The organism is Cellulomonas sp. EB106-03-03-XG116, from assembly GCF_058792015.1.
Genome location: NZ_JBYTEP010000005.1, coordinates 1 through 23,571, shown reverse-complemented (window position 1 = coordinate 23,571; position 23,571 = coordinate 1). Strand labels below are relative to the sequence as shown.

The 23,571-nt window shown below is 75.6% G+C and carries 27 protein-coding genes and 2 tRNA genes; 7 read left to right on the top strand and 22 right to left on the bottom strand.

Going from position 1 to position 23,571, the window contains the following annotated elements; translation table 11 throughout:
* Positions 1 to 94: 94 nt before the first annotated feature.
* The gene (locus AC3WUG_RS03560) at positions 95 to 307 is read left to right on the top strand and encodes a hypothetical protein (protein ID WP_217614241.1); all 213 of its coding nucleotides are present in this window, start codon (positions 95 to 97) and stop codon (positions 305 to 307) included.
* Positions 308 to 428: 121 nt separating this feature from the next.
* Here AC3WUG_RS03560 and AC3WUG_RS03555 read toward each other — a convergent pair whose 3' ends face one another.
* The 5 genes from AC3WUG_RS03555 to AC3WUG_RS03535 all read right to left on the bottom strand — a co-directional run bounded on the left by AC3WUG_RS03555 (position 429) and on the right by AC3WUG_RS03535 (position 3,595).
* On the bottom strand, positions 429 to 2,054 hold the full coding sequence (locus AC3WUG_RS03555) for a methyl-accepting chemotaxis protein (RefSeq protein ID WP_492326389.1): 1,626 nt from the start codon (positions 2,052 to 2,054) through the stop codon (positions 429 to 431).
* A gap of 120 nt (positions 2,055 to 2,174) precedes the next feature.
* Complete coding sequence (locus AC3WUG_RS03550; RefSeq protein ID WP_492326388.1) at positions 2,175 to 2,546, bottom strand: STAS domain-containing protein; 372 nt, start codon at positions 2,544 to 2,546, stop codon at positions 2,175 to 2,177.
* A 199-nt stretch (positions 2,547 to 2,745) separates the two neighbouring features.
* Positions 2,746 to 2,818, bottom strand: a tRNA-Lys gene (locus AC3WUG_RS03545).
* Between the two features lie 78 nt (positions 2,819 to 2,896).
* Positions 2,897 to 3,217, bottom strand: coding sequence for a hypothetical protein (locus tag AC3WUG_RS03540; protein WP_492326387.1), 321 nt, complete (start codon positions 3,215 to 3,217; stop codon positions 2,897 to 2,899).
* An 81-nt stretch (positions 3,218 to 3,298) separates the two neighbouring features.
* Entirely contained in the window at positions 3,299 to 3,595 is a 297-nt protein-coding gene (locus AC3WUG_RS03535) for a GroES family chaperonin (RefSeq protein ID WP_246855405.1), read from the bottom strand.
* A 131-nt stretch (positions 3,596 to 3,726) separates the two neighbouring features.
* Between AC3WUG_RS03535 and bcp the strand changes: the two genes are divergently transcribed.
* The 3 genes from bcp to AC3WUG_RS03520 all read left to right on the top strand — a co-directional run bounded on the left by bcp (position 3,727) and on the right by AC3WUG_RS03520 (position 6,122).
* Positions 3,727 to 4,197, top strand: coding sequence for a thioredoxin-dependent thiol peroxidase (bcp, locus tag AC3WUG_RS03530; RefSeq protein ID WP_492326386.1), 471 nt, complete (start codon positions 3,727 to 3,729; stop codon positions 4,195 to 4,197).
* Between the two features lie 34 nt (positions 4,198 to 4,231).
* Positions 4,232 to 4,314 (top strand) — tRNA-Leu (locus AC3WUG_RS03525).
* A 197-nt stretch (positions 4,315 to 4,511) separates the two neighbouring features.
* Positions 4,512 to 6,122, top strand: coding sequence for a methyl-accepting chemotaxis protein (locus AC3WUG_RS03520; protein WP_492326385.1), 1,611 nt, complete (start codon positions 4,512 to 4,514; stop codon positions 6,120 to 6,122).
* A 72-nt stretch (positions 6,123 to 6,194) separates the two neighbouring features.
* Here the strand turns inward: AC3WUG_RS03520 and trxA are convergent, their stop codons facing one another.
* A complete protein-coding gene (gene trxA, locus AC3WUG_RS03515; RefSeq protein ID WP_492326384.1) occupies positions 6,195 to 6,566 on the bottom strand; it encodes a thioredoxin in 372 nt (123 codons plus the stop codon).
* Between the two features lie 144 nt (positions 6,567 to 6,710).
* On the opposite strand from trxA, the gene AC3WUG_RS03510 reads away from it, so the two are divergent.
* Positions 6,711 to 7,265, top strand: a complete 555-nt coding sequence (locus AC3WUG_RS03510; RefSeq protein ID WP_147796132.1) for an NUDIX hydrolase family protein — start codon at positions 6,711 to 6,713, stop codon at positions 7,263 to 7,265.
* A 10-nt stretch (positions 7,266 to 7,275) separates the two neighbouring features.
* Positions 7,276 to 7,971, top strand: coding sequence for a Pr6Pr family membrane protein (locus AC3WUG_RS03505; protein WP_492326383.1), 696 nt, complete (start codon positions 7,276 to 7,278; stop codon positions 7,969 to 7,971).
* A gap of 16 nt (positions 7,972 to 7,987) precedes the next feature.
* On the opposite strand, the gene AC3WUG_RS03500 is transcribed toward AC3WUG_RS03505, so the two are convergent.
* The 7 genes from AC3WUG_RS03500 to clpS all read right to left on the bottom strand — a co-directional run bounded on the left by AC3WUG_RS03500 (position 7,988) and on the right by clpS (position 13,953).
* Positions 7,988 to 9,604, bottom strand: coding sequence for an ABC-F family ATP-binding cassette domain-containing protein (locus AC3WUG_RS03500; protein WP_492326382.1), 1,617 nt, complete (start codon positions 9,602 to 9,604; stop codon positions 7,988 to 7,990).
* Positions 9,597 to 10,229 carry an RdgB/HAM1 family non-canonical purine NTP pyrophosphatase gene (gene rdgB / locus AC3WUG_RS03495; protein WP_492326381.1) on the bottom strand — a complete coding sequence of 211 codons (633 nt, stop codon included), beginning with the start codon at positions 10,227 to 10,229 and terminating at the stop codon, positions 9,597 to 9,599. The genes AC3WUG_RS03500 and rdgB overlap by 8 nt, the downstream gene beginning before the upstream one ends.
* Positions 10,226 to 11,071, bottom strand: a complete 846-nt coding sequence (rph, locus tag AC3WUG_RS03490) for a ribonuclease PH (protein ID WP_492326380.1) — start codon at positions 11,069 to 11,071, stop codon at positions 10,226 to 10,228. The genes rdgB and rph overlap by 4 nt, the downstream gene beginning before the upstream one ends.
* A 29-nt stretch (positions 11,072 to 11,100) precedes the next feature.
* A complete protein-coding gene (locus AC3WUG_RS03485) occupies positions 11,101 to 11,904 on the bottom strand; it encodes an MBL fold metallo-hydrolase (protein ID WP_492326379.1) in 804 nt (267 codons plus the stop codon).
* 176 nt (positions 11,905 to 12,080) lie between these two features.
* The gene (murI, locus tag AC3WUG_RS03480; protein WP_218706045.1) at positions 12,081 to 12,896 is read right to left on the bottom strand and encodes a glutamate racemase; all 816 of its coding nucleotides are present in this window, start codon (positions 12,894 to 12,896) and stop codon (positions 12,081 to 12,083) included.
* A gap of 10 nt (positions 12,897 to 12,906) precedes the next feature.
* Complete coding sequence (locus AC3WUG_RS03475) at positions 12,907 to 13,665, bottom strand: DUF2017 family protein (RefSeq protein ID WP_492326378.1); 759 nt, start codon at positions 13,663 to 13,665, stop codon at positions 12,907 to 12,909.
* The gene (gene clpS / locus AC3WUG_RS03470) at positions 13,666 to 13,953 is read right to left on the bottom strand and encodes an ATP-dependent Clp protease adapter ClpS (protein ID WP_371300440.1); all 288 of its coding nucleotides are present in this window, start codon (positions 13,951 to 13,953) and stop codon (positions 13,666 to 13,668) included.
* A 59-nt stretch (positions 13,954 to 14,012) separates the two neighbouring features.
* Between clpS and AC3WUG_RS03465 the strand changes: the two genes are divergently transcribed.
* Positions 14,013 to 15,350 carry a nicotinate phosphoribosyltransferase gene (locus AC3WUG_RS03465; protein ID WP_492326377.1) on the top strand — a complete coding sequence of 446 codons (1,338 nt, stop codon included), beginning with the start codon at positions 14,013 to 14,015 and terminating at the stop codon, positions 15,348 to 15,350.
* Between the two features lie 92 nt (positions 15,351 to 15,442).
* Here the strand turns inward: AC3WUG_RS03465 and AC3WUG_RS03460 are convergent, their stop codons facing one another.
* From AC3WUG_RS03460 to AC3WUG_RS03420, 9 genes are all read right to left on the bottom strand, one after another.
* A complete protein-coding gene (locus AC3WUG_RS03460; RefSeq protein WP_168217007.1) occupies positions 15,443 to 15,598 on the bottom strand; it encodes a hypothetical protein in 156 nt (51 codons plus the stop codon).
* Between the two features lie 184 nt (positions 15,599 to 15,782).
* Entirely contained in the window at positions 15,783 to 17,588 is a 1,806-nt protein-coding gene (locus AC3WUG_RS03455) for a DEAD/DEAH box helicase (protein ID WP_147796122.1), read from the bottom strand.
* Positions 17,585 to 17,968 (bottom strand): DUF3039 domain-containing protein, encoded by a 384-nt coding sequence (locus AC3WUG_RS03450; RefSeq protein ID WP_492326376.1) that lies wholly within the window; start codon positions 17,966 to 17,968, stop codon positions 17,585 to 17,587. Before AC3WUG_RS03450 ends, AC3WUG_RS03455 begins: the two co-directional genes overlap by 4 nt.
* Before the next feature lie 151 nt (positions 17,969 to 18,119).
* Positions 18,120 to 19,085 (bottom strand): hypothetical protein, encoded by a 966-nt coding sequence (locus tag AC3WUG_RS03445; RefSeq protein ID WP_492326375.1) that lies wholly within the window; start codon positions 19,083 to 19,085, stop codon positions 18,120 to 18,122.
* 259 nt (positions 19,086 to 19,344) lie between these two features.
* Entirely contained in the window at positions 19,345 to 19,695 is a 351-nt protein-coding gene (locus AC3WUG_RS03440) for a DUF2200 domain-containing protein (RefSeq protein ID WP_492326374.1), read from the bottom strand.
* A gap of 2 nt (positions 19,696 to 19,697) precedes the next feature.
* Positions 19,698 to 20,492, bottom strand: a complete 795-nt coding sequence (gene nagB, locus AC3WUG_RS03435) for a glucosamine-6-phosphate deaminase (protein ID WP_492326373.1) — start codon at positions 20,490 to 20,492, stop codon at positions 19,698 to 19,700.
* Positions 20,492 to 21,520: an ROK family protein gene (locus AC3WUG_RS03430; RefSeq protein WP_492326372.1), complete on the bottom strand. Its 1,029-nt coding sequence runs from the start codon at positions 21,518 to 21,520 to the stop codon at positions 20,492 to 20,494. The genes nagB and AC3WUG_RS03430 overlap by 1 nt, the downstream gene beginning before the upstream one ends.
* A gap of 1 nt (position 21,521) precedes the next feature.
* Positions 21,522 to 22,493 (bottom strand): carbohydrate ABC transporter permease, encoded by a 972-nt coding sequence (locus AC3WUG_RS03425; RefSeq protein WP_492326371.1) that lies wholly within the window; start codon positions 22,491 to 22,493, stop codon positions 21,522 to 21,524.
* Positions 22,490 to 23,461: a carbohydrate ABC transporter permease gene (locus tag AC3WUG_RS03420; RefSeq protein ID WP_492326370.1), complete on the bottom strand. Its 972-nt coding sequence runs from the start codon at positions 23,459 to 23,461 to the stop codon at positions 22,490 to 22,492. Before AC3WUG_RS03420 ends, AC3WUG_RS03425 begins: the two co-directional genes overlap by 4 nt.
* Positions 23,462 to 23,571 lie beyond the last annotated feature (110 nt).

Here is a 23,571-nt window from a genome sequence, read left to right as displayed (position 1 = left end):
CTATCAGGTGAATTGAGCCGTCCACCCGGCCCGTCGGCGGGTGAAAGTCGGGAGAAACCGGTCGTTCCGGAGATCGCGGTGGGACCTTGTACTCATGAACGAGGACCCCTGGCGCGTCGAGATCACGGACGCCGACATCCGCGCCGCCAAGCGCGCGTGGATCGCCACGCGCGACAGCGACGCGACCGACGCCGAGGTCGACCGCCGCTACGACGACCTCCGTCGCCTCGTCAGCGCCCAGGCGCAGCAGATCGCCGACGTCGTGCGTGCCCGCGCGGCCGCGCGCCGCAAGGCGCAGGCCGACTGACCGCCCGCCGCCGCACGCACCGCGACCCCCCGCGCACGCCGCTCGCGCGCCCGGGGGGTCGCCGCGTCCGGCCCCTGCCCCGGACCGCTCCGGGGGCCGCGGGGCGCCGGGGCCGCCGCCGTCAGTACCGGAACCGCGACACCTGGCCGCGCAGGTCCTCCGACATCCGGGCGAGCTCCGCGACGGCCGAGCCCATCTGGTTCAGCGTCTGGGACGACTGGGTCGTGGCGGAGGCCACCCCGGTGATGTTCGTGGCGATCTCCCCCGAGCCGGTCGCGGCCTCGGCCACCGACCGGGACATCTCCGTGGTCGTCGCCGTCTGCTCCTCCACCGCGCTCGCGATCGTCAGCTGGTAGTCGTTGATGCTCGCGATGATGTGCGAGATCTCCCCGATCGCGCCCACCGCACCGCTGGTGTCGGCCTGGATCGCCTCCACCCGGCGCGCGATGTCCTCGGTCGCCTTCGCGGTCTCCTGCGCCAGCTCCTTGACCTCCCCGGCCACCACCGCGAACCCCTTGCCCGCCTCGCCCGCCCGGGCCGCCTCGATCGTGGCGTTCAGCGCCAGCAGGTTCGTCTGCTCCGCGATGCTCGTGATCACCTTCACCACGTTCCCGATCTCCTGCGACGAGGTCCCCAGACGCGCCACCTGGTCGTTCGTCACCGCCGCCGCGTCCGTCGCCTGACCCGCGACCTTCGCCGCCTGCGAGGCGTTCTGCGCGATCTCCCGGATGCTGGCCCCCATCTGCTCGGCACCCGCCGCCACGGTCTGCACGTTGCGGGACACCTGCTCCGCCGCGGCCGCGACCACACCGGCCTGCGCACTCGTCTCGTCCGAGCCCGCCACGACCTGCTGCGACGCGGCGGCCAGCTCCTCGGCCGCCGCGGCGACCGTCTGCGCCGTGTGCACGACGCCGCTCATCAGGGACCGGAGCGAGCCCTGCGCCTCGTTCAGCGAGCCCGCCATCCGGCCGAGCTCGTCGCGCGAGTCGAGCGGCACGGAGACCGTGAGGTCGCCGTCGCCGATGCTCTGCACGGTCCGCTGCACCGCAGCGAGGTCGCGGACGATCCGCCGGACCAGCAGCACGCCGAGGCCCGCGGCGAGCAGCACGCCCACCACGCCGACCGCGATCATCTGCACCGTCGCCGACCGCGCATCGGCGGAGGCGTCCGCCACGCCCTGCGCCGCCTGCGCCGAGACCGAGTCGGTCAGCGCCTGGAGCGCGTCGCCGATCTCGGTCGTGATCCCGCGCACCTCGTCCGCGTAGGCGCGGTGATACGCCGTGGCGCTCTCGTCGGCCAGGGGCTCGATCGCGTCGGCGGCGGCCTGGTAGCGGCCGTAGGCGTCCCGCAGCGCGGCGTACGCGGCGTCGTCCAGCACGTACGGCTCGTAGTCCGCCACGTTCTGCAGGGCGTCGGCGTCGAACCCGGCGCGGTCCTCGATGATCCCGGCGCGGTCCTCCGGCGCGACCATGCCGTACTCGAGCACCCGGGCCCGGCTGGCCTGGAACCAGCGCTGGGTGTTCACCAGGTAGGTCTGCGGCTCGATCGCCTCCCGGCCGAGCCGGTCGATCGAGGACTCGAGGCCGCCCAGCCGGGCGATGCCCAGGCCGGCGACGACGCCGACCGCGACGGCGAGCAGACCGAGCACCGCGCCGATGCGGGCGCCCACGGGGGCGTCGGACACGAGCCGGCGGCCGCGGCGGGTGGCGGGCACGGCGGGTGCGGCGGGTGCGGCGGGTGCGGGCATGCGGAGGTCTCCGTCCGTCGGTGGGGGCGGGCCGCGAGGGGGCCCGCCGACACCATCGGACGGTCCCGGGCGCGGGTGAGCGCGGACCCGGGTGAAAGGTAGGACCTTTGCGGAGTCGCCTCAGCCCTCGACGACGAGGTGCGGCAGCAGGCCGGTCACCTGCAGCAGCGTCTCGACGGCCGCGCCGATCCCCCGGACCGCCAGCGACGCGCCGGTCGGCTCCAGCGCCATGACGAGACCGGCGAGCAGGCCGACGGCGGAGGAGTCCGCGAACGTCACCTCGGACATGTCGACCGCCCGCACGCCCGGCAGCACCGCCGCGAGGTCCGTGCCGCGCGCGCTGACCGCGCCGAGCCGGTCGCGCAGATCCTCGACCACGGCCACGTCGACCTCCCCGCGCATGCGGAGCAGGGCGGGGTCCGCGTCGTCGATCCACACGTGGCCCCGCTCGGGCAGCGGCGGTGTCGGGTCGGCGGCGGCAGTCTGAGGCACCCGTCCAGTATGCGTGCCGTGGGCTCCGCACGTGCGCGGGACGGCCGGGTGTGGCGCGAGCGACCGGCGCCGCGATCCGGGCGGCGCCGTCGCGGCGGGGCCGGCCGCGCGAGCCGGCGGACCGTTGTCCGGCGCCCGCGTGCCGGCGCACGAGAAAGGCCCCCGCCCAGCGTCTCCGCTGGTCGGGGGCCTCTCGAAGTGCGCCATCAGGGACTCGAACCCCGAACCCGCTGATTAAGAGTCAGCTGCTCTGCCAATTGAGCTAATGGCGCAACGAGGAGAAACGTTAGCAGCCCGGTGGCGCCGGACGCGAATCGGATCCCCCGCTCAGGGGGCCGACGTGGCGGACGTCACGCCGGCTGCGGACCGGCGGCCGCGTCGGGGTCGGCGGGGACGTCGTCCTCGGCGCGCGGACCGGTCGAGGGCGGCGCGTCGTCGCCCTCGTCCTCGCCCTCCCACCAGGCGTCCTCGGGCAGCCCCTCGGCCGCCAGGATCGCCTCGGACCGCGGCTCCGCCACGGCCAGGTCGGCCAGCAGCGTGAGCGGCACGTGCTCGGCCAGGAGGTCCATGACGACGCCGGTCGGGTCGCCCTCTGCGCCGCGCTCGTCCTGCACGGCCGTGTTCGTCTCGTCGTCCATCGCGGCCACCCCCGGGGTCGTTCCTGCGCTCATGGGAACACCGCGCCCAGGCGCGGCGCAACACATGACGCCGAAGGCGAACGCACTCCCGCGGACGCCCCGCGGGACGGCGCCCTACAGGTAGAGCCCGGTGCCCTGGCCGCCGTCGCGCGGCTCGGCCACGGCGTGCACGTCCTTCTCCCGGAGCAGCAGGTACGTCTGCGCCTCGAGCTCCACCTCGGCCCGCTCGTCGGGGTCGAACAGGACGCGGTCGCCGACCGCCACCTGCCGCACGTGCTGGCCCGCCGCGACGACCGAGCCCCAGGTGAGCCGCTTCCCGACGGCCGCGGTGGCGGGGATCACGATCCCGGCGCTCGACCGGCGCTCCGAGGCGTCCGCGTCGAGCTGGACGAGCAGCCGGTCGTTCAGCATCCGGATCGGCAGCTCGGGTCGGGTCGGGCTCTCGGGGCGCTGTGCACTCACGGGGCAGACGCTACCGCCCGGCCGTCGTACGCTGACGGCGCCCGCCGCGCGGGCGCCGCACCCACCAGCCAGGAGACGCCATGCCCCGCCTCGCCGCCGGCGACACCGCCCCGGACTTCACGCTGCCGACCGCCGACGGCGGCTCGCTGACCCTGTCGGACCTGCGCGGCCAGGGCGTCGTCGTCTACTTCTACCCGGCGGCCGGCACCCCGGGGTGCACCAAGCAGGCGTGCGACTTCCGCGACTCGCTCGCGTCGCTGCAGGCGCACGGCTACGCGGTCGTCGGCGTCTCCCCGGACTCCCCGGAGAAGCTCGCCCGGTTCGCCGAGGAGGAGGCCCTCACCTTCCCGCTGGTCTCCGACCCGGAGAAGCAGGTGCTCGAGGCGTGGGGCGCGTGGGGCGAGAAGTCGCTGTACGGCAAGACGGTCACCGGCGTCATCCGGTCGACCGTGGTCGTCGACCCCGAGGGCGCCGTCCGGCTCGCGCAGTACAACGTCAAGGCCACGGGGCACGTCGCCAAGCTGCGGCGCGACCTCGGCATCGACGGCTGAGCCGAGCTCGACCCCCGGCGCCGCCGGGGCGCCGGCGGGAGTGGTGAAACGGCAGCCACGCCAGGTTTAGGTCCTGGTGCCCGAGAGGGCGTGCGGGTTCGAATCCCGTCTCCCGCACCCCGTCCGACCAGGCAGGACGCGTCACCCGGCCGGCCCGCCCGGCCACCCGGATGCGCGCCGCCGCGGACCCCGTCCGGGTGACCGGGCCGCGGATCCCTCAGGCCTCGTCTCACCCGCTCGACGGGAGGACGGGACCCGTGACGGCGTCCCGCGCGGGCGCGCAGCCCGCGCCGCGCGCGACGAGAGGCCGACGGATGACCGGGACCAGGGGTGCGACGGGTCGGGACGGCGGGGCGACGGCGGCGGTCGGGACCACCGCGGCACGCGGCCGGGGGCTCGGCTTCACCGGGAAGATCCTCCTGACCGTGTCGGCGGCGATCGCCATGACCGGCCTGCTGGGCTGGATCTCGATCCTCACGCTCTGGCAGAGCACGGAGCGCACCGAGCGGATGTACACCGACCACGTGACGGGGCTCGCGCTCGCCAGCCAGGTGGCGTCGCACCTGAATGACGCGCAGTCGATCGGCACCGACATGCGCGCGGCCCGGGACGCGGGCGACCCGTTCCGCGCCGACGGCCTGGCGGACGACCGCGGCGAGGCCGTCGGCGCGGCGCTCGGCGCGCTCGACGAGTACGCCGCGATCCCGGCGCTGACCGACGAGCTGAGCGCCGCGGCGGCGGACCTCCGCACCGCGCTCACCACCTACCAGAACCTGGTGGGCTCCAGCGAGGGCGCCGACAGCGCGGCCCGGGGCGCCGCCGGGCGCGTGGACACCCTGATCCAGGCCCAGACCGCCGCCGCGGCCGACGCCGCCCGCGAGGCGACCGCCGCGGGCGACCGCAGCGTGCTGGTGGAGCTCATCGCCCTGGGCGTCGCGGCCGTCGTGCCCGCCGTGGCCGGCGTGGTCGTGGCCCGCCGCCTCAGCCGCCGCCTGAACCGGGTGGCCGACGCCGCGCAGTCGCTGGCCGGAGGCGACCTGACCGTGGTCAGCGGGGTGACCGGCGCCGACGAGATCGGCCGCACCGCGGCCGCCCTGGACCGCGCCACCGCGGCGCTGCGCGAGACGGTCTCCGGCATCGACGGGACCGCCCGCACGGTCGCCGACGCCGCAGGCCGGCTGGAGCGCTCGGCGGGCCAGGTGGTGTCCGGGGCCGACCGCACGTCCGAGCAGGCGGTCGTCGTCGCCGGCGCCGCCGAGCAGGTGAACCGGGACGTGCACACCGTCGCGGCGGGCGCGGAGCAGATGGGCGCGTCGATCCGGGAGATCGCGCGGAACGCGGCCGAGGCCGCCGCCGTCGCCGGCAAGGCCACCGAGGCGGCCGCGCGCACGAACGAGCAGGTCACCCGCCTGGGCACGTCGTCCCAGGAGATCGGGAACGTCGTCAAGGTCATCACGTCGATCGCGGAGCAGACCAACCTGCTCGCCCTGAACGCCACCATCGAGGCGGCGCGCGCCGGCGAGGCCGGCAAGGGCTTCGCCGTCGTCGCCGGCGAGGTGAAGGAGCTCGCCCAGGAGACGGCCAAGGCCACCGAGGACATCGCGCGCCGCGTCGAGACGATCCAGGCGGACACCGAGGGCGCCGTCGCCGCCATCGGCGAGATCGGCACGATCATCGCGCGGATCGACGACTACCAGACGACGATCGCGTCCGCCGTCGAGGAGCAGACCGCCACCACGACCGAGATGAGCCGCTCGGTCGGCGACGCGGCGGCCGGGTCCGGGGAGATCGCCGCCACCATCACCGGCGTCGCGGACGCCTCCGCCGGGAGCACCGAGGAGCTCGGGCGGATGGGCGAGTCGATCGCCGAGCTCGCGCGGATGGCCGACGACCTGCGGACCCGGGTGGCGCAGTTCCGGCACTGAGCCGCCTGGACGCGACGACGCCCCCGCACGCTGCTCGCGTGCGGGGGCGTCGTCGGATGCGATGAGCTCGCGTCAGCTCTGCGCGGCCTTGGCCGCCTCGATCTGCGCACGGACGTCGTCCATGTCCAGCGCCTTGACCGCGTCGACCACCTGCTCCAGCGCCGGCGCCGGGAGGGCACCCGCCTGGTTGAACACGAGGATGCCCTCGCGGAAGGCCATCAGGGTCGGGATCGACGTGATCTGCAGCTCGGCCGCCAGCTGCTGCTCGGCCTCGGTGTCCACCTTCGCGTGCACGACGTCGGTGTGCGTCTCCGACGACTGCTCGAAGATCGGTCCGAAGCGCTTGCACGGCCCGCACCAGTCCGCCCAGAAGTCCACGAGCACGATGTCGTTCTCGGTGATGGTCTTCTGGATGGTGTCGGCCGTCAGCTCGGTCGTTGCCATCAGTCGCCTCCTGTTGTCGGTGTGGCCAGTAGAGCACCCGGACCTCGTCCAGTATTCCCGCGCGGGCCGGGCCTCGCCCGCGGGGATGCGCCGCACCGCGCGTCGGGCTGTCGCGCGGCCCCCGGGCCGGGGTACAACTGCCGGGTGACCGACACGGCTGACCTGCCCCGCGAGCCCGAGCGCCCCTCCGGGTGGCTGAGTCCCGAGGGCATCGCGGCGGCCCGCCGCTCGCTCCCCCTGCTCTACGTCGACGCCGTCCCCGTGCGGGTCGACGACTCCGGCGACGTGGTCGCCGTCGGCCTGCTGCTGCGGGTCACGCCCGAGGGCGTGATGTCCCGCGCGCTGGTCTCCGGCCGCGTGATGTACCACGAGCGGGTGCGCGACGCGCTGCTCCGGCACATCGAGAAGGACCTCGGCCCGGTCGCGCTGCCGCAGGTCCCGCCGACGCCGCAGCCGTTCACGGTCGCCGAGTACTTCCCGACCCCGGGCGTCACGCCGTACCACGACCCGCGCCAGCACGCGGTGTCGCTCGCGTACGTCGTACCGGTGACCGGCGACTGCCGGCCGCAGCAGGACGCGCTCGACCTGGCCTGGCTCACGCCCGAGGAGGCGTGCAGCGAGCAGGTGCAGGTCGAGATGAACGGCGGCCAGGGCCTGCTGCTGCGCCAGGCGATGGCGCACGTCGGCCGGATGCCCTGAGGCGGCGGCGGTGACCACCGAGGCGCGGACCCCCGGCGCGCCGGGCGGCGCGCCCGCCCGCTCCGGGCTGCTCGTCGTCGCCCGCGTGCTGCACGCCCTGCTCGCGCTGGCGGCCGCCGGGGGCGTCGTCCTCGAGGTGTCCCGCGCGCTCGCCGAAGGCCCCGGCGACGCCGGCACCACCACCGAGCGGCTGGTCCGGCTGTTCTCGTACTTCACGATCCAGTCGAACCTGCTGGTGCTCGTGGCCTCGGCGCTGCTCGCCGCCCGACCCGCGCGCGCCGGGCGGCTCATGGCCGTCCTGCACCTGGACGCGCTGCTGTGCATCGCCGTGACCGGCGTGGTCTACCACACGGTCCTCGCCGACGCGGGCGTCGACCTGACCCCGTCCGGCGACCTGGCGAACTTCCTGCTGCACACCGTGACGCCGGTCGGCACCTGGGTCGTGTGGCTGCTGGTGGGGCCACGCCCGCGGTTCGGCGGGGCGACCGTCGGGTGGTCGGTCGTCTACCCGCTGGCGTGGATCGCGTACACGTTCGTCCGCGGGGCGGCGGCGGGCTGGTACCCGTACCCGTTCCTCGACGCGGGCGCGCTCGGCCTGGCGACCGCCGCCCGCAACACGGCGCTGGTCGCGGTGGCGTTCCTGGTGCTGGCGCTGCTGGTCCGCCTCCTGGAGCGCGTCCTGCCGGCCACGCCGCGCGCCCGCTGACGCGCGCCGGAGGCGCCTACAGCTCGATCGCCGGCCAGTCCGCCAGGTCGGCGCGCATCGCGCGGTCGTGGGTCGCCACGACCACCGCCGCCGAGGTCAGCCGGAGCGCCTCCGTGAGCTCGTCGACCAGCGCGATCGACAGGTGGTTGGTCGGCTCGTCCAGCAGCAGCACGTGCGGGGCGGCCACCAGCGCGGCCGCGAGCTCGAACCGCCGCCGCTGGCCCACGGACAGCTCGCCGAGCGGCCGGTCCAGGTCCTCCTCCTCGAGCAGGCCCAGCGCGGCCACCGGCAGCACGTGCGCCGGGTCGAGGGCCCCCGACCGCAGCAGGTCCAGCGCGCGCCGCGCGGCGGCCTCGAACCCCGTGGTCGCGAGCCGGGCCGGGCTGTCGTCGTCCTGCACCAGCACCCCGAGCCGCACCCCGGGCGCGACCGACCGGTGCCCCCGGTCCAGCGGGGTGCGTCCCGCCAGCGCGCCGAGCAGCGTCGACTTGCCCGCGCCGTTCGCCCCCGTGACCAGCAGGCGGCCCGCGGGCGGCAGGTCGACCCGCACGCCGGGCAGGTCCAGCCGGCCCGCGACGCGCGGCGCGCGCAGCTCCAGCAGCGGGCCGCCGGCGTAGTCGGCGGGGATGCTCGGCAGGTCCGGGAACGCCAGCGCGGGCGGCGGCACCGGCACCTCGACCGCCTCGGCCTCGAGCTTCTGCACCAGCCGGTCGGCGGCCTTCACGTGGATCCGGGCGCGGGTGCCGCGGCGGTGCTTCTGCGAGCCCTTGGGCGGGCGCCACTCGTCGGACAGGCCCTCGTAGGACTCGTCGAGCCGCTGCGCCAGCTTCGCCGCGCGCTTGCGCTCCTGCGCGTACCGGGCCCGCCAGCGGCGCAGCGCCTGGTCCTTGGCGAACCGGTAGGTGGCGTACCGGGTCGCCCCGTACAGCACCGGGCGGCCGTCCATCGACGGGTCCAGGTCGAGGATCGCGGTCATCACGTCGTCGAGCAGCCGCCGGTCGTGCGTGACGATCACGACGACGCCCGGCCACTGCTGCAGCTGGGCGGTCAGGTAGTCGATCCCGCCGACGTCCAGGTGGTTGGTCGGCTCGTCCAGCAGCAGGACGTCGGCGCGCTCGGCGACGTGGCAGGCCAGCCGCGCGCGGTACGCCTCCCCCACGCTCAGCGTGTCCAGCCGGCGGTCCGGGTCGCGCGGGGCGCCGAACCGGGTGAGCGCCTCGTCCACGCGCCGGTCGACGTCCCAGGCCGCGAGCCGGTCGACCGCGGCGATCGCGTCGGCCAGCGCGGCGAGGTCGCCGCCCTCGTGGTCGAAGCCCGCGACCACCTCGTCCAGCCGCGCCGCGGCGGCGCGCACGTGGGACGCGGTCCGGCGCACCAGGTCGCCGATCGTCGACCCCGGGGGGACGTCGAGCTCCTGCTGCACGACCGACACGGACCCGGACCGCCGGACCTCGCCCGCGGTGGGCGCGAGGTCGCCGGCGAGCAGCCGGAGCAGCGTCGTCTTGCCCGCGCCGTTCTCCCCGACGACGCCGACCCGGTCGCCCGCGGACGCGGACAGGCCGACGCCGTCGAGGACCGGCCGCCCCGGGTACCCGAAGGTCAGGCCGTCCGCGACCAGGTGGACGTCAGCCACGCGGCTCCCGGCCGAGCACGGCGACGACGGCGGGCACCAGCGCGCGGAACGCCTGCCCGCGGTGCGAGATGCGGTTCTTCTCCTCCGGCGCGAGCTCCGCGCAGGTGAGGTCGCCGCCCGCGGGCACCAGGATCGGGTCGTAGCCGAACCCGTGCTCCCCGCGCGGCGTGGTCGCCAGCGTGCCGGCCAGGTGGCCGAGCTCGACGTGCTCCTCGCCCTCCGGGGTGACCAGCGCGGCGGCGCAGGTGAACCGCGCGCCGCGGTGCTCGGGCGCGATGTCCGACAGCTGCGCGAGCAGCAGGTCGAGGTTGGCGCGGTCGTCGCCGTGCCGGCCGGACCAGCGGGCGGAGAAGATGCCGGGCGCGCCGCCGAGGACGTCGACGGACAGGCCGGAGTCGTCCGCCACGGCGGGCAGGCCGGTGTGCGCGGCGAGCGCGCGGGCCTTGATCAGCGCGTTCTCCGCGAACGTCACGCCGTCCTCGACCGGCTCGGGCGCGCCGACGTCGCGGGCGCCGACCACCGAGGCCGGGTCCAGCCCGGGCAGGGCCGGCACGAGGATCGCGCGCAGCTCGCCGAGCTTGTGGGCGTTGTGCGTGGCGAGGACGAGGCGGGCCGGACCGGTCACGCGGTCACCGCCGGGTCCGCCGCGTGCGCCCCGCCGCGGACCGTGACGGTCTGCCCGGCCGGCAGCGCCAGCACCTCGCGCTGCACGCGCGCCAGCTCCGACGTGCCGACCAGCGCCAGGTCGAGCAGGGAGTCGAGCTCGGCGCGGTCGAACGGCGCGTGCTCGGCCGTGCCCTGCACCTCGACGAAGCTGCCCGAGCCGGTCACGACGACGTTCATGTCGGTGTCCGCGCGCACGTCCTCCTCGTACGGGAGGTCCAGCACGGGCCGGCCGCCGACGACGCCGACGCTCACCGCCGACACCGAGTCGCGCAGCACGACCTTGCGGGCGTCGACGGACCCCTGGGCGATGCCCCAGGCCACGGCGTCCGCGAGCGCCACGTAGGCGCCGGTCACGGACGCGGTGCGGGTGCCGCCGTCGGCCTGCAGCACGTCGCAGTCGAGCACGATCGTGTTCTCGCCCAGCGCCGCGACGTCGATGATCGCGCGCAGCGACCGGCCGATCAGCCGGGAGATCTCGTGCGTGCGGCCGCCGACCTTGCCCCGGACGGACTCGCGGTCGGACCGGGAGGACGTGGCGCGGGGCAGCATGGCGTACTCGGCGGTGACCCAGCCCTCGCCGGAACCCTTGCGCCAGCGCGGCACGCCCGCGGTGAACGACGCCACGCACAGCACCTTGGTGCCGCCGAACTCGACGAGCACGCTGCCCTCGCCCGCGTCCAGGTAGCGGCGGGTGATCGCGATCGGGCGGAGCTCGTCGACGGCGCGGCCGTCCGCGCGGGGTGCGGCGGCGCGGCCGCCCGCGGGCGCGCCGGAGGTGGTGACGGTGGGGTCGGAGGTCATCCCCCGAGCCTAACGACCCGCGCCGGGCGTCAGAGCGCGACGACCGTCCCCGGCCGCGCCAGGTCCAGCGGCCCGTCGTACGCCGCGGCCGCCTCCGCGAGGCTCTCCGCCGGGTCGTTCCACGCCACCAGGTGCGTGAGCAGCAGCCGGCGGGACCCGTTGCGCTGCGCCGCCAGGCCCGCGCGCCGGGCCGTCAGGTGCACCCCGCGCGGCGCGGCGGGCGTCGACTCGAGGTAGGCGGCCTCGGCCAGCAGCAGGTCCGCGTCCGCGGCGAGCTCGTCCAGGCCCGGGCACTCGTCGGTGTCCCCGGTGTACGCGAGCGTCACCGTGCGCGCCGGGTCGGCCTCGGACGGGCCCGTGACCCGGAAGCCGAACGCGGGCACCGGGTGCTCCACCGGCACCGGCTCGATGGTCAGCGGCCCGACCCGCACCGGCTCCCCCGCGCGCCAGGTGCCCAGCGCCAGGTGGTCGGCGGTGCTCGTGGCCGGGTCGTGGCCGGACAGCTGCGCCAGCCGCTCGCGGACGCCCTCGGGGCCGTGCAGCGGCAGCGGCGTCGGCCGGGCGCCGCGCGGGTCGTAGCGCAGCATGACGCCGAGCACGACGACGTCGGCGACGTGGTCCGCGTGCAGGTGGCTGATCGCGACCGCGTCGAGGTCGGCCGGGGCGAGGTGCCGCTGCAGCGGGCCCAGCGCGCCGTTTCCGAGGTCGAGCAGCACGTTCCACGTGCGTGAGGTGCCCGTACCGTCCGGGCCCTCGGCCTGCACCAGGTAGCACGACGCCGCCGAGTCCGGGCCGGGGAACGAGCCCGCGCTGCCGACGACCACGAGCCTCATCCGCGGGTGCCCCTTCCGCACGCGTGTCGGCGCACCGACGTCCGCCGGCGGCCCAGGGAGCCATGATGCCGTGCGGGGCGCCGCGGCGGGCGGCGGTCGGTCCCGGCGGGGACGTGTCGCTCGTCACGGGGCGGCGCGGGCGGCGCGCCGACGGGCGCCGCGGCCGAGCCCGGCCGTCAGCGCAGCGCGCCGCGCGCCTCCACGTGCCGCACCTCGGGGCCGAGGAACCGCCGGGCCAGCGTCGCGAACGAGTCCGGGTCGCCGGTCGCGAGGAACCGGTGCTCCGGGGCGCCGGCGGCCGGGTCGCGCTCGAGGTCGTGCGCCACCAGCTGGCGGTACACGTCCTTGGCGGTCTCCTCCGCGGAGGACACCAGCGTGACGTCCTCGCCCATGACGTACGAGATCACGCCGGTCAGCAGCGGGTAGTGCGTGCAGCCGAGCACCAGGGTGTCCACGCCGGCCTCCTTGACCGGGCGCAGGTACTCCTCGGCGACGCTCAGCAGCTCGGGCCCGGACGTCACGCCCGCCTCGACGAACTCGACGAACCGCGGGCACGCCTGGGTGGTCAGCTGCACGCCCGGGGCCACGGCGAAGGCGTCGTCGTACGACTTCGACTTCACGGTCGACTCGGTCGCGATCACGCCGATCCTGCCCGTGCGGGTCGCGGCGACCGCCCGGCGCGCGGCCGGCAGGATCACCTCGACCACCGGCAGGCCGCGGCGCAGGGTGTACCGCTCGCGGGCGTCGCGGAGCACGGCGGAGGACGCGGTGTTGCAGGCGATGACCAGCATCTTCACGCCGGCGTCGACCAGGTCGTCCATCACCTCGAGCGCGTGCGCGCGGACCGCCGCCAGCGGCTTCGTGCCGTACGGGGTGTTGAGGGTGTCGCCGATGTAGAGCACCGACTCGTGCGGGAGCTGGTCGATGATCGCCCGCGCGTTGGTGAGCCCACCCACCCCCGAGTCGAAGATCCCGATGGGTGCGTCGTTCACGGCACCGATCCTAGTCCTGGCGGCCGGGCGCGTCCGGCAGGTCGGCCAGCAGGCACGCCATCAGGGTCTCCTGCCACCAGCCGAGCGCCAGGAACACCGAGCCGAGGTACTGCCGGGCCTGACCCGCCGCGTCGCCCGGGCGGCCGCGGACCACCTCGTGCTCCAGGCGCTCGCTCGCCTCCTCGTCGACGACGCCCAGCCGCTCGCCCAGCACCAGGCGGACGTCCGTGAGCGTGGCCGCGAGCGCCGGGGCCTGCTCCTTGGCGACGCGCACGACCGCGACGGCCTCGTGCCGGCCCCGCGACCGGCGGCGGCGGCCGTGCGGGTGGTCGTCGTCGGGGGCGCCGTGCGCGTCGGGGGCGTCCGGACCGCCGGGCTCGTCCGCCCCGTGCCCCAGCGCCTCGACGGTCAGCGCGTCGAACAGCACCGCCAGCCGCTCGATCTTCTGCTGCCGCAGGTCGTCCTCGGTCAGCCGGCGGAACTCCGCCGCCACGGCGTCGTCGTCCCGGGACGCGTCGGGCAGCAGCCGGTGCACGGCCGGGTCGTCGGGCGCGGGCAGCGGGTCGAGCCGCAGCCGCACCCCGAGCGCCGCGTCGTCGGCCGCGGCCGCGCGCCCCGGCCGGGCGCTGCCGGTCTCCCGCGCGCGGTCCTCGAACCGCCCGCCGCCCAGCAGCTCCGCGACGTCGGCCACCACGGTCGCGAGCACCTCCCGCTCGCCCGGGTCCACCTCCGCGACCAGCTCGTCGCCCTCCCGCCGGAACGCCCGCACCTAGGCGTCGCTCCGCTGCAGGGTGGCCCACAGGCCGAAGGAGTGCATGGCCTGCACGTCCACCTCCATCTGCTCCCGGTTGCCCGTCGACACCGCCGACCGGCCCTCCTCGTGCACCTCGAGCATGAGCTTCTCCGCCTTCTCCTGCGGGTACCCGAAGTACGACCGGAAGACGTAGGTCACGTAGGACATGAGGTTCACCGGGTCGTTCCAGACGATCGTGACCCAGGCGTCGGCGAGCTGCCCGTCGGCGCGGGCGGTCTCCTCGGGTGCGATCTCCACGGACACCCGACCACTGTAGGTCCCGCGGCGACGCGGACCCGCAGGTCGGCGCCTACCGTGGGCACATGACCGCACCGAGCACGCCGAGCACGGCCCTGCTGACCGACCGCTACGAGCTGACCATGCTCCAGGCCGCCCTCGCGGACGGCACCGCCGGGCGCCGGTGCGTGTTCGAGGTGTTCACCCGGCGCCTGCCCCACGGCCGCCGGTACGGCGTGCTCGCCGGGACCGGGCGGGTGCTGGAGGCGCTCGCCGACTTCCGGTTCGGCCCCGAGGAGCTGGACTGGCTGGCCCGGGAGCGCGTCGTCGACGACGCCACGCTGGCGTACCTGGCGGACTACCGGTTCACCGGCTCGGTGCGCGGGTACGCCGAGGGCGAGATGTTCTTCCCGCACTCCCCCGTGCTCACCGTCGAGGGCACGTTCGCCGAGGCCGTGCTGCTCGAGACGGTGGTGCTGTCGGTCCTCAACTACGACTCGGCGATCGCGTCGGCCGCGTCCCGGATGACCAGCGCCGCCATCGGCCGGCCGGTCCTGGAGATGGGCGCCCGCCGCGCGCACGAGCAGGCCGCGGTCGCCGCCGCGCGCGCCGCGGCCGTCGCCGGGTTCGCCGGGACGTCGAACCTGGAGGCCGGGCGCCGGTACGGGCTGCCCACGATCGGCACCGCGGCGCACGCCTTCACGCTGCTGCACGACGACGAGGAGGCGGCCTTCGCCGCGCAGGTCGCCTCGGCGGGCCCCGGCACGACGCTGCTGGTCGACACGTACGACGTGCGCCGGGGCGTCGAGCGGGCGGTCGCCGCGGCGGGGCCCGGCCTCGGGGCGGTGCGGCTCGATTCCGGCGACCTCGGCGTGCTCGCGCAGGAGGTCCGCGCCCAGCTCGACGGCCTCGGCGCGCGGGACACCAAGATCGTCGTCACCTCCGACCTGGACGAGTACGCGATCGCGGCGCTGGCGGTCGCGCCCGTGGACTCCTACGGCGTCGGCACCTCGCTGGTCACCGGCTCCGGGGCCCCCACCTGCGGGATGGTCTACAAGCTCGTGGCCCGCGAGGGGTCCGACGGCCGGCTCGCGCCGGTCGCGAAGGCGTCGAAGGCCAAGGAGTCGGTCGGCGGCCGGAAGTCGGCGGCCCGGCGGCTCGACGGCGACGGCCGGGCGGTCGAGGAGGTCGTGGTCGACGGCCCCGACGAGGCGGTGGCGGCGTGGGCGCCGTCCGAGGACGACCTGCGCGCGCTCGTGGTGCCGCTCGTGACCGACGGCGAGGTCCTCCCGGGCTGGACCGGACCCGAGGGCGTGGCCGCGGCGACGGCCCGGCACGCGGCGTCCCGCGACGAGCTCCCGCGCGGCGCCCGGCGCCTGTCCGCCGACGAGGCGGCGATCCCGACGGTGACGCTCACGCTCTGAGCGCGGTCGGGGCACGGTCCGGCCCCGGGCACACGACGGCGCCCGCGCTCCAGGGGGGTGCGCGGGCGCCGTCGTGGCGTACTGCGTGATCGCTAGACGCGAGCCTTCCCGCGGCGCAGCAGGCCGAGGATCAGGCTGACGACGAGGACGGCGATACCGATCCAGATGAGGATCTTGGCGGCCTCGACGGCCACGCCGACGATCAGCAGGACAGCACCGATGATGATGAGGATCAGCCACGTGGGCATCTGACGGCTCCCTTTCGTTCTGCGCATCGCGCCACCGGGGGTCTTCCCGGTGAACGCGCTGTTCACGGGGATGACGATGGCACCGATCCTGAGGTTCGGCACGTCGAACGCAGCGGTTGCACGCCGGCGGCGCGATGGTAAGGCGACGCGCTGACCTGCGGGTTCGCGTCGAATGTGACGTCGGTCAGCGCTTGCCGACGAACCAGCCGCGCAGCATCGCCACCCGCGCCTCGAGCTGCTTCGGGTCCGCCAGGGCCACCTCCGGCCCGCCGCACCGGCGCCGCAGCTCCGTGTGCACTGCGCCGTGCGGCTGCCCGCTCTTGCGGGACCACGCGCCCACCAGCTGGGCGAGCTCCTTGCGCAGCTCGGCCTGCTTGCGGTGGTCCATCTCGGCCCGGTCCTCGGCGGGCTGCGCCTTGGACCGCTTGGCGCTCTGCTGGCTCGCCTGGCGCTGCCGCAGCAGCGTCGTCACCTGGTCGGGGTCGAGCAGGCCGGGCAGCCCGAGGAAGTCGAGCTCCTCGTCCGAGCCGACGTCCGCGCCGGTGCCGAACTCGCCGCCGTCGAACAGCACGCGGTCGAACGACGCCTGCGCCTCCAGCGCCTCGAACGTGCCCTGCAGGGCGTCCGACCCCTTCTCGGCGCGGTTCGCCTGCGCGACCAGCGCGTCCTCGGGGTTGTAGCCCTCGCCCTGCTCCTCCGCCGTGAGCGGGCGGTCGAGCGCGTGGTCCCGCTCGACCTCCATGCTGTTCGCCAGCGCCAGCAGCGGGGCGACGCTCGGCAGGAACACCGACGCCGTCTCGCCGCGCTTGCGGGCGCGGACGAACCGGCCGATGGCCTGCGCGAAGAACAGCGGCGTGGACGTGCTGGTGGCGTAGACGCCGACCGCGAGCCGCGGGACGTCGACGCCCTCGGAGACCATGCGGACCGCGACCAGCCAGCGCTCGTCGGAGGCGGAGAACTCGTCGATCCGGGCGCTCGCGCCGTCGTCGTCGGAGAGCACCACCGTCGGCGACTTCCCGGTGAGCCGGGCGATGTGCCCGGCGTACGCGCGGGCGTCGGTCTGGTCGGTCGCGATGATCATGGCGCCCGCGTCCGGCACGGTGCGGCGGACCTCGGTCAGCCGGCGGTCGGCCGCGGCGATCACGGACGGGATCCACTCGCCGTCCGGGTTCAGCGCCGTGCGCCACGCCTGCGCGGTCATGTCCTTGGTCAGCGGCTCGCCGAGGCGCGCGCTGACCTCGTCGCCGGCCTTGGTGCGCCAGCGCATGGACCCGGAGTACGTGAGGAACAGCACGGGGCGGACGACGTGGTCCCGCAGCGCCTCGGAGTACCCGTACGTGTAGTCGGCCTTGCTGCGGCGGATGCCGTCGACGCCGCGCTCGTACTCGACGAACGGGATCTGCGCGGTGTCGCTGCGGAACGGCGTGCCCGTCAGCGACAGCCGGCGGGTGGCGCCCTCGAACGCCTCGTGGACCGCGTCGCCCCAGGACAGCGCGTCGCCGCCGTGGTGCACCTCGTCGAGGATCACCAGCGTGCGGGCGGCCGTCGTGCGGGCGGCGTGCAGCGCGGGCTTGGACGCCACGCCGGCGTAGGTCAGCGCCACGCCGTCGAAGCCGTGCCCGTGCCGGCCCTGGGAGTTCTTGAAGTTCGGGTCCAGCTTGATGCCGACCCGCGCGGCGGCGTCGGCCCACTGGTGCTTGAGGTGCTCCGTGGGCGCGACGACGGTCACGCGGCGCACGATGCCGGCCTGCAGCAGCTCGGTCGCGATGCGCAGCGCGAAGGTCGTCTTGCCCGCGCCCGGCGTCGCGACCGCGAGGAAGTCCCGCGGCTCGGTCGTCAGGTACTGCTCGAGGGCCTCGGCCTGCCAGGCACGCAGCTTGCCCGCCGTCCCCCAGGGCGCACGCGCAGGGAACGCCGGGGGCAGCTGCGATGCTGCCGACGGCGAGGCGTGCGTGCTGGGTGCGGAGGCGGGGCGGTCCGCGGCGCTCACTGTCCGCCGGAGGAGTCGCCGGACCCCTTGCCGCGGCCGAAGCCCCAGCGGCGTCCGCCGCCCGAGCCCGAGCCGGAGTCCCCGTCGCCGCCGTCCTGCGGCTCGCGGAGACCCTCGTAGATCTCCTTGCACACCGGGCACACGGGGAACTTGTTCGGGTCCCGGCCCGGCACCCACACCTTCCCGCAGAGCGCGACCACGGGCTTGCCGGACATCGCCGACTCCATGATCTTCTCCTTGCGCACGTAGTGCGCGAAGCGCTCGTGGTCCCCGGGCTCGGCGGTCTGCTCGGCGGGCCGCTCCAGCAGCCCGGTCCCCGCGCCGGTGCTGGGGTCCGAGAGTCGGTCCGGCTCGGTGCTCGGCGGCAGGGGCTCACTCATGGCGACCACTCTACGCGGCCCCTCCGACGCCCCCGGGGCCGGCGCGCGCCGGCCGCCGCGGGCTCGCGCCGCGCGCGGCCGACCGGTGAGGTCGTCACAAGCCGGTGAGGTCGTCACTCGTTCCTGACGACCTCATCAGCTTGTGACGACCTCACGGCCGGGTGCGAGATCCGCCGGGACGGGTGCGGCCGTCGAGCGCCGCGCGCACCCGTCGGGCGAGCGCCGCGGGGGTCCGCAGGTCGGTCCACGTGACGCGAAGCACACGCCAGCCCGCCTCCTCGAGGGCGTCCTGGCGGCGCTTCTCCGCGAACACCGCGGCGGCCGCGGCCCGGGCACCCCCACCGCTGTACTTCACGTACCCGTCGAACTCCAGCAGCAGCCGCGCGTCGGGCCAGCCGAGGTCGGAACGGAACCGCCCCGACGCCGTCTCCACGGGCACCTGGAGCTGCGGGGCGGGCACCCCGTGGCGGGCGAGGTGCCACCGGGTCAGCGACTCGCCGGGCGACTCCGACCCGCCGTCCGCGAAAGCCAGGACCTCACGGGCCCGTGCGATCCCCCGCCCGCCGGCGCGCTCCCGCAGCAGCGCACCGATCCGACCCTCGTCGGCGCCGGCGCGCAGGGCCGCGTCCGCGACGACGACGCCCGCCTCCCGGGAGAGGAGGCAGGCGCAGTCGACGGCCGTCCGCGCGAGCGACGTCACCGGGAAGCCGCCGACCTGGTCCCGGTCGACGTCGGGAACCGCGGCGTGGTGCCGGACCACCGCGGGGTCCCGGTGCGACCGCGACCGGCTGCGCTGCGTGACGTGCACCTCGTCGAGCACCTCGAGCAGCTCGCACCGCCACAGCAGGGCCGCCGACGTGTGACTGAACACGATCGCCGACCGGCTGTCCGCGTGCACCGCGGCGATCCTCGCGAGCACCGCACGGCGGCGCTCCTCGTGCGGCGGTTCGGCGCCGCCGCCGTCGGGTGGTGACAGGTATGCGCCACGTCGGAGTCGTCGCCAGGCGTCGTCGCGGCGCACCAGGGCGAGGTCCTCGGGCTCGGCGTCGCGGGCGAGCAGGAGCCCGCCGCGGGCGCGTCGGCGCAGGTGCTGGGTGGTCTCGCGGCCGGGAGGCATCTCGGCACTGTGCCCGTCGACCGGCGCCACGGACCAGCCCGGCCCGCTCGGCCTGGGGACGAGCACCGGCGTGCCGCGCCGTACGCGGGGTGTCGGGGCGTGGCCGCGGTGCCGCCCGCACCCGTGACGTCGGCGCCCGGTCGTCACCAGCCGGTGAGGTCGTCACCACGTGGTGAGGTCGTCACCAACGAATGACGACCTCACCAACGAGTGACGACCTCACCGACGCGTGCGGGCCCGCCGGCACCTGGGCGCGCAGCTACGAGCGGAGGATGCTCTGCATCTTCTTGCCGCGGGCCAGCTCGTCCACCAGCTTGTCCATCCAGCGGATCTGCTGCATGAGCGGGTCCTCGATCTCCTCGACGCGGACGCCGCAGACCACGCCCCTGATCAGCTCCGCGTCGGGGTTCATCCTCGGGGCGCGGGCGAAGAACTCCTCCAGGGTGCGCTCGTCCGCGACCGCCGCCGCCAGAGCCGCCTCGTCGTAGCCGGTCAGCCACTCCAGGACCGCGCCGAGCTCGGCGACGTCGCGCCCCTTGCGCTCGACCTTCGTCACGTAGTGCGGGTAGATCGCGGCGAACGGCGTCCCGAAGATCCGGTGCCCCGGCACGCTCAGATCCCCTGCCAGTCCGGCTTCGCGTCGAACGTCTCCCGGTAGTACGACGCGAGCTGCAGCCGCCCGGCCGCGGCCTCGTCGACCAGGACCGTCGCGTGCGGGTGGTGCTGCAGGACCGTGCCGGGCCACATGGCGCTGACCGAGCCCTCGACGAGCTGGTGCACCGCCTCGGCCTTGTGCTTCCCGCCGGCCAGCAGCACGACGTGCCGCGCGGACATGATCGTCGCGAGGCCCTGGGTGAGGCAGTGCGTCGGCACCTGGGAGACGTCGCCGCCGAAGAACCGCGCGTTGTCCTCGCGGGTCTGCCGGGTGAGCGTCTTGATCCGGGTGCGGGACGCGAGCGACGAGCCGGGCTCGTTGAACGCGATGTGCCCGTCGGTGCCGACGCCGAGGATCTGCACGTCCACGCCGCCGGCGTCCGCGATGGCCGCCTCGTAGGCCGCGCACGCTCCCGGGATGTCGTCCGCGAGCCCGTCGGGGCCGTGCACGTCGTCCGGGTCGATGTCGACGCGGGACGCGAACTCCTTCTCGATGACGTTGCGGTACCGCTCGGGGTGGTCGGCGGGCAGGCCGACGTACTCGTCGAGCATGAAGGCGCGCACCCCGGCGAAGGACAGCCTCTCCTCCGCGTGCCGGCGCGCGAGCTCGTCGTAGACGGCCAGCGGGCTGGACCCGGTGGCGATGCCGAGCACCGCGCGCCCGCCGTCCGCGGCGCGCCCCCGCACGACCCGCTCGATCGCGTCGGCGGCCAGCCGCGCGAGCTCGGGGCCCGGGGCGATGACGACCTCCATCAGGACTCCTTCCGTCCGACCAGCGCGGCGCCCACGGCACCCACCGGCACTCCGCGCGGCGCGAGGGTCACCCGCTCCGCCATGTGCATCGCGGCCAGGAACGCGGAGTCCCGGGCCTCGTCGTCCAGCCGTGCGCGCACCACCCGCAGCAGCGGGTCGCCGAGCTCGGCGACCCCGCCCCCGACGACGACGTGCGCGACGTCGGTGGTGAGCAGGAGCACGCGCACCGCGGCGGCCACGGCCCCGGCGAACCGGTCGCGCACCGCCACGGCACCAGCATCCCCGGAGTCGGCCGCCTCGAACAGGGCCACCGGCGCGGGTCGGTCGCCGGGCCCGGGCCACGCGGCGGACAGCGCGCCGCCGGACGCGTACTGCTCGAGGCAGCCGCGCTGGCCGCACGGGCACGGCAGCCCGCCGGGGACGTGCACCAGGTGGCCGATCTCGCCGGCGACGCCCGACGCGCCGCGCCGCAGCCGGCCGTCCAGCACGAGGCCCGCGGCCAGGCCGGTGCCGAGCGCCAGGAACGCGAGGTCCGGGGCGGGGTCGGGCAGCAGGTGGGCGGCGCCGAGCGCCGCCACGTTGAGGTCGTTCTCCAGCCGCACCGGCACCCCGTCGAGCGCGGCCGACACCCGCGCCGCGAGCGGCACCGCCACCTCGATGCCGAGGTTGACCGCGTGCTCGACGCGCCCGGTCGCGGGGTCGACGATGCCGGGCAGCCCGATACCGACGCCGACGAGCGACCCCGGCGTCAGCCCGGCCTGCGCGACCAGTGCCCGCACGGCCTCGGCGGCGGTCCCGGCGACGCCGTCGCCTCCGGGCCGGGCGGCGAGCCGCACCGACGGTCCGACGGCGCCGTCCGGCGCGACCAGCACGCCGAGCGTCTTGGTGCCGCCGACGTCGAGCCCCACGGACCACCCCGCGGCGACGTCCGGGCCGGCGGCGGGCCCGGTGGCCCCGGCCGGCGCCGGCACGCCCGGCCCCTCCGGCCCCGCGGACGCGCCGCGCGGCCAGGTCATCAGCTCGTCCACGTCAGCCCTTCACCGCTCCGGACACCAGCCCCGAGGTCATCCTGCCCTGCACCAGCAGGAAGAAGACGATCACGGGGACGGCGATGAGTGTCGACGCGGCCATGACCTCGCCCCAGTCGACCCCGCGGTTCGCGGACGCCGCGAGGAACGACCGCAGCCACAGCGGCAGCGTGCGGGCGGACTCGGCGGGCAGCGCGACGAGCGCGACGGTGAACTCGTTCCAGGCCTGCAGGAACGCGTACACCCCGGAGGCGACCAGGCCGGGCGCGAGCAGCGGGAACGTGATCCGCAGGAACGCCTTGACCCGGCTGAGCCCGTCGACCATCGCGGCCTCCTCGAGCTCGATCGGCACGCCCGCGACGAAGCCGCGCAGCATCCAGATCGTGAACGGCACGACGGCCGCGGTGTACAGGATCGAGACGCCGATGACGCTGTTCAGCAGGTTGACCGACGACAGCATCTTGTACTGCGCGATGAACAGGCCCTCGGCGGGCAGCATCTGGACGAACAGCACCGCGATGACGAACGTCAGCCGCCCGCGGAACCGGAACCGGCTGATCGCGAGCGCCGCGAGGAACGCGAACACCAGCACGGCCACGACGGTGACGGCGGTGATCGCGAGGCTCATCCGCAGCGCGGTGCCGAACCCCGCCCCGTCGAGCACGGACCGGAAGTTCGCCAGCGTGGCGCCGGTCGGCAGGAACGTCGGCGTCGTGGAGCGCAGCCGGGAGCCCGGCAGCACCGAGGACAGCACCATCCAGTAGACGGGGAACGCCCAGACGACGGCGATGACGACGGCCAGCAGCCCGAGCAGCGCACGGCGGACCCGGCGGCCCAGCCGGCCGCCGGCGGCGCCCCGTCGCGGCCGCGGCCCGGAGGCGCTCGGCACCGCGGGGGTCCCGGCGCGGGCGGGCGGGGCGGCGACCGGGTCCACCGACCCGGCGGGGCCCGCGGGGGACGTGGTGGCGCTCATGCGTCCTCCTTCAGCAGGTTCCGGACGTACGGCCAGCTCAGCAGCACGGTCAGCGCGAGCACGAAGATCGACACGGCGGCCGCGCCGGCGAAGTCCTGCCGGCCGATGCCGAGCTCGAAGATGAAGTTGCCCAGCAGGTTGGTCTCGCTGACCGGGGCGCCGCTGTCCTGCAGGAGCCGGATCTGCGCGAACACCCGCAGGTCCCAGATGATCTGCAGCAGCAGCACGATCGACAGCACGGGACGGATCAGCGGCATCGTGATGTGCCAGAGGATCCGGGTCGGGCCGGCGCCGTCGATGCGGGCGGCCTCGAGCACCTCGTCGGACACCTGCGTCAGCGCGGCGTAGACGGACAGCGCCACGAACGGCACCGACATCCACACGATGATCACGGTCGCGACGAAGAAGAACGACAGCGGCTGGGCGAGCCACGCGTGCCCGCTGTACTGGTCGAAGCCCAGCTGGACCAGCAGCCAGTTGACGACGCCGGTGCGCCAGTCGAACAGCCACTTCCACACGGTGACGGCGGCGACCATCGGCATGGCCCAGGCGAGCAGCAGGGCGACCTGCAGCACGATCCGGACGACCGGGTGCACGGCCTTCATCAGCAGCGCGAACAGCACGCCGAGGATCACGGTGGCGAACGCGTTGACCAGGCAGAACACGATGGAGCGGGCGACGACGGCCCACAGCCGGTCGTCGGTGAAGATGCGGGCGTAGTTGTCGAGCCCGACGAACGTCGGCGGCTGGCCGAACTGCTGCGCCAGGCCGAACTCCTGCATCGACGTGATGACCTGCCAGTACAGCGGGTACCCCATGCCGGCGACCAGGACGAGGACGGCGGGGACCAGCAGGACGTAGGCGGTGAGGCCGGGCCGGCGACGGCGCGGCCGGTGCGCGGCGGGCGCGGGGGCCGCCGGCGGCGCGGGCGGGGTGGCCGGCCCGGGGCGGGCCGCGGTGGTGGACATGGCACCTCTCCTGACGAGCGGTGGCCGGACGGTCCCGGGGGGGGGGGGGGGGGGGGGGGGGGGGGGGGGGGGGGGGGGGGGGGGGGGGGGGGGGGGGGGGGGGGGGGGGG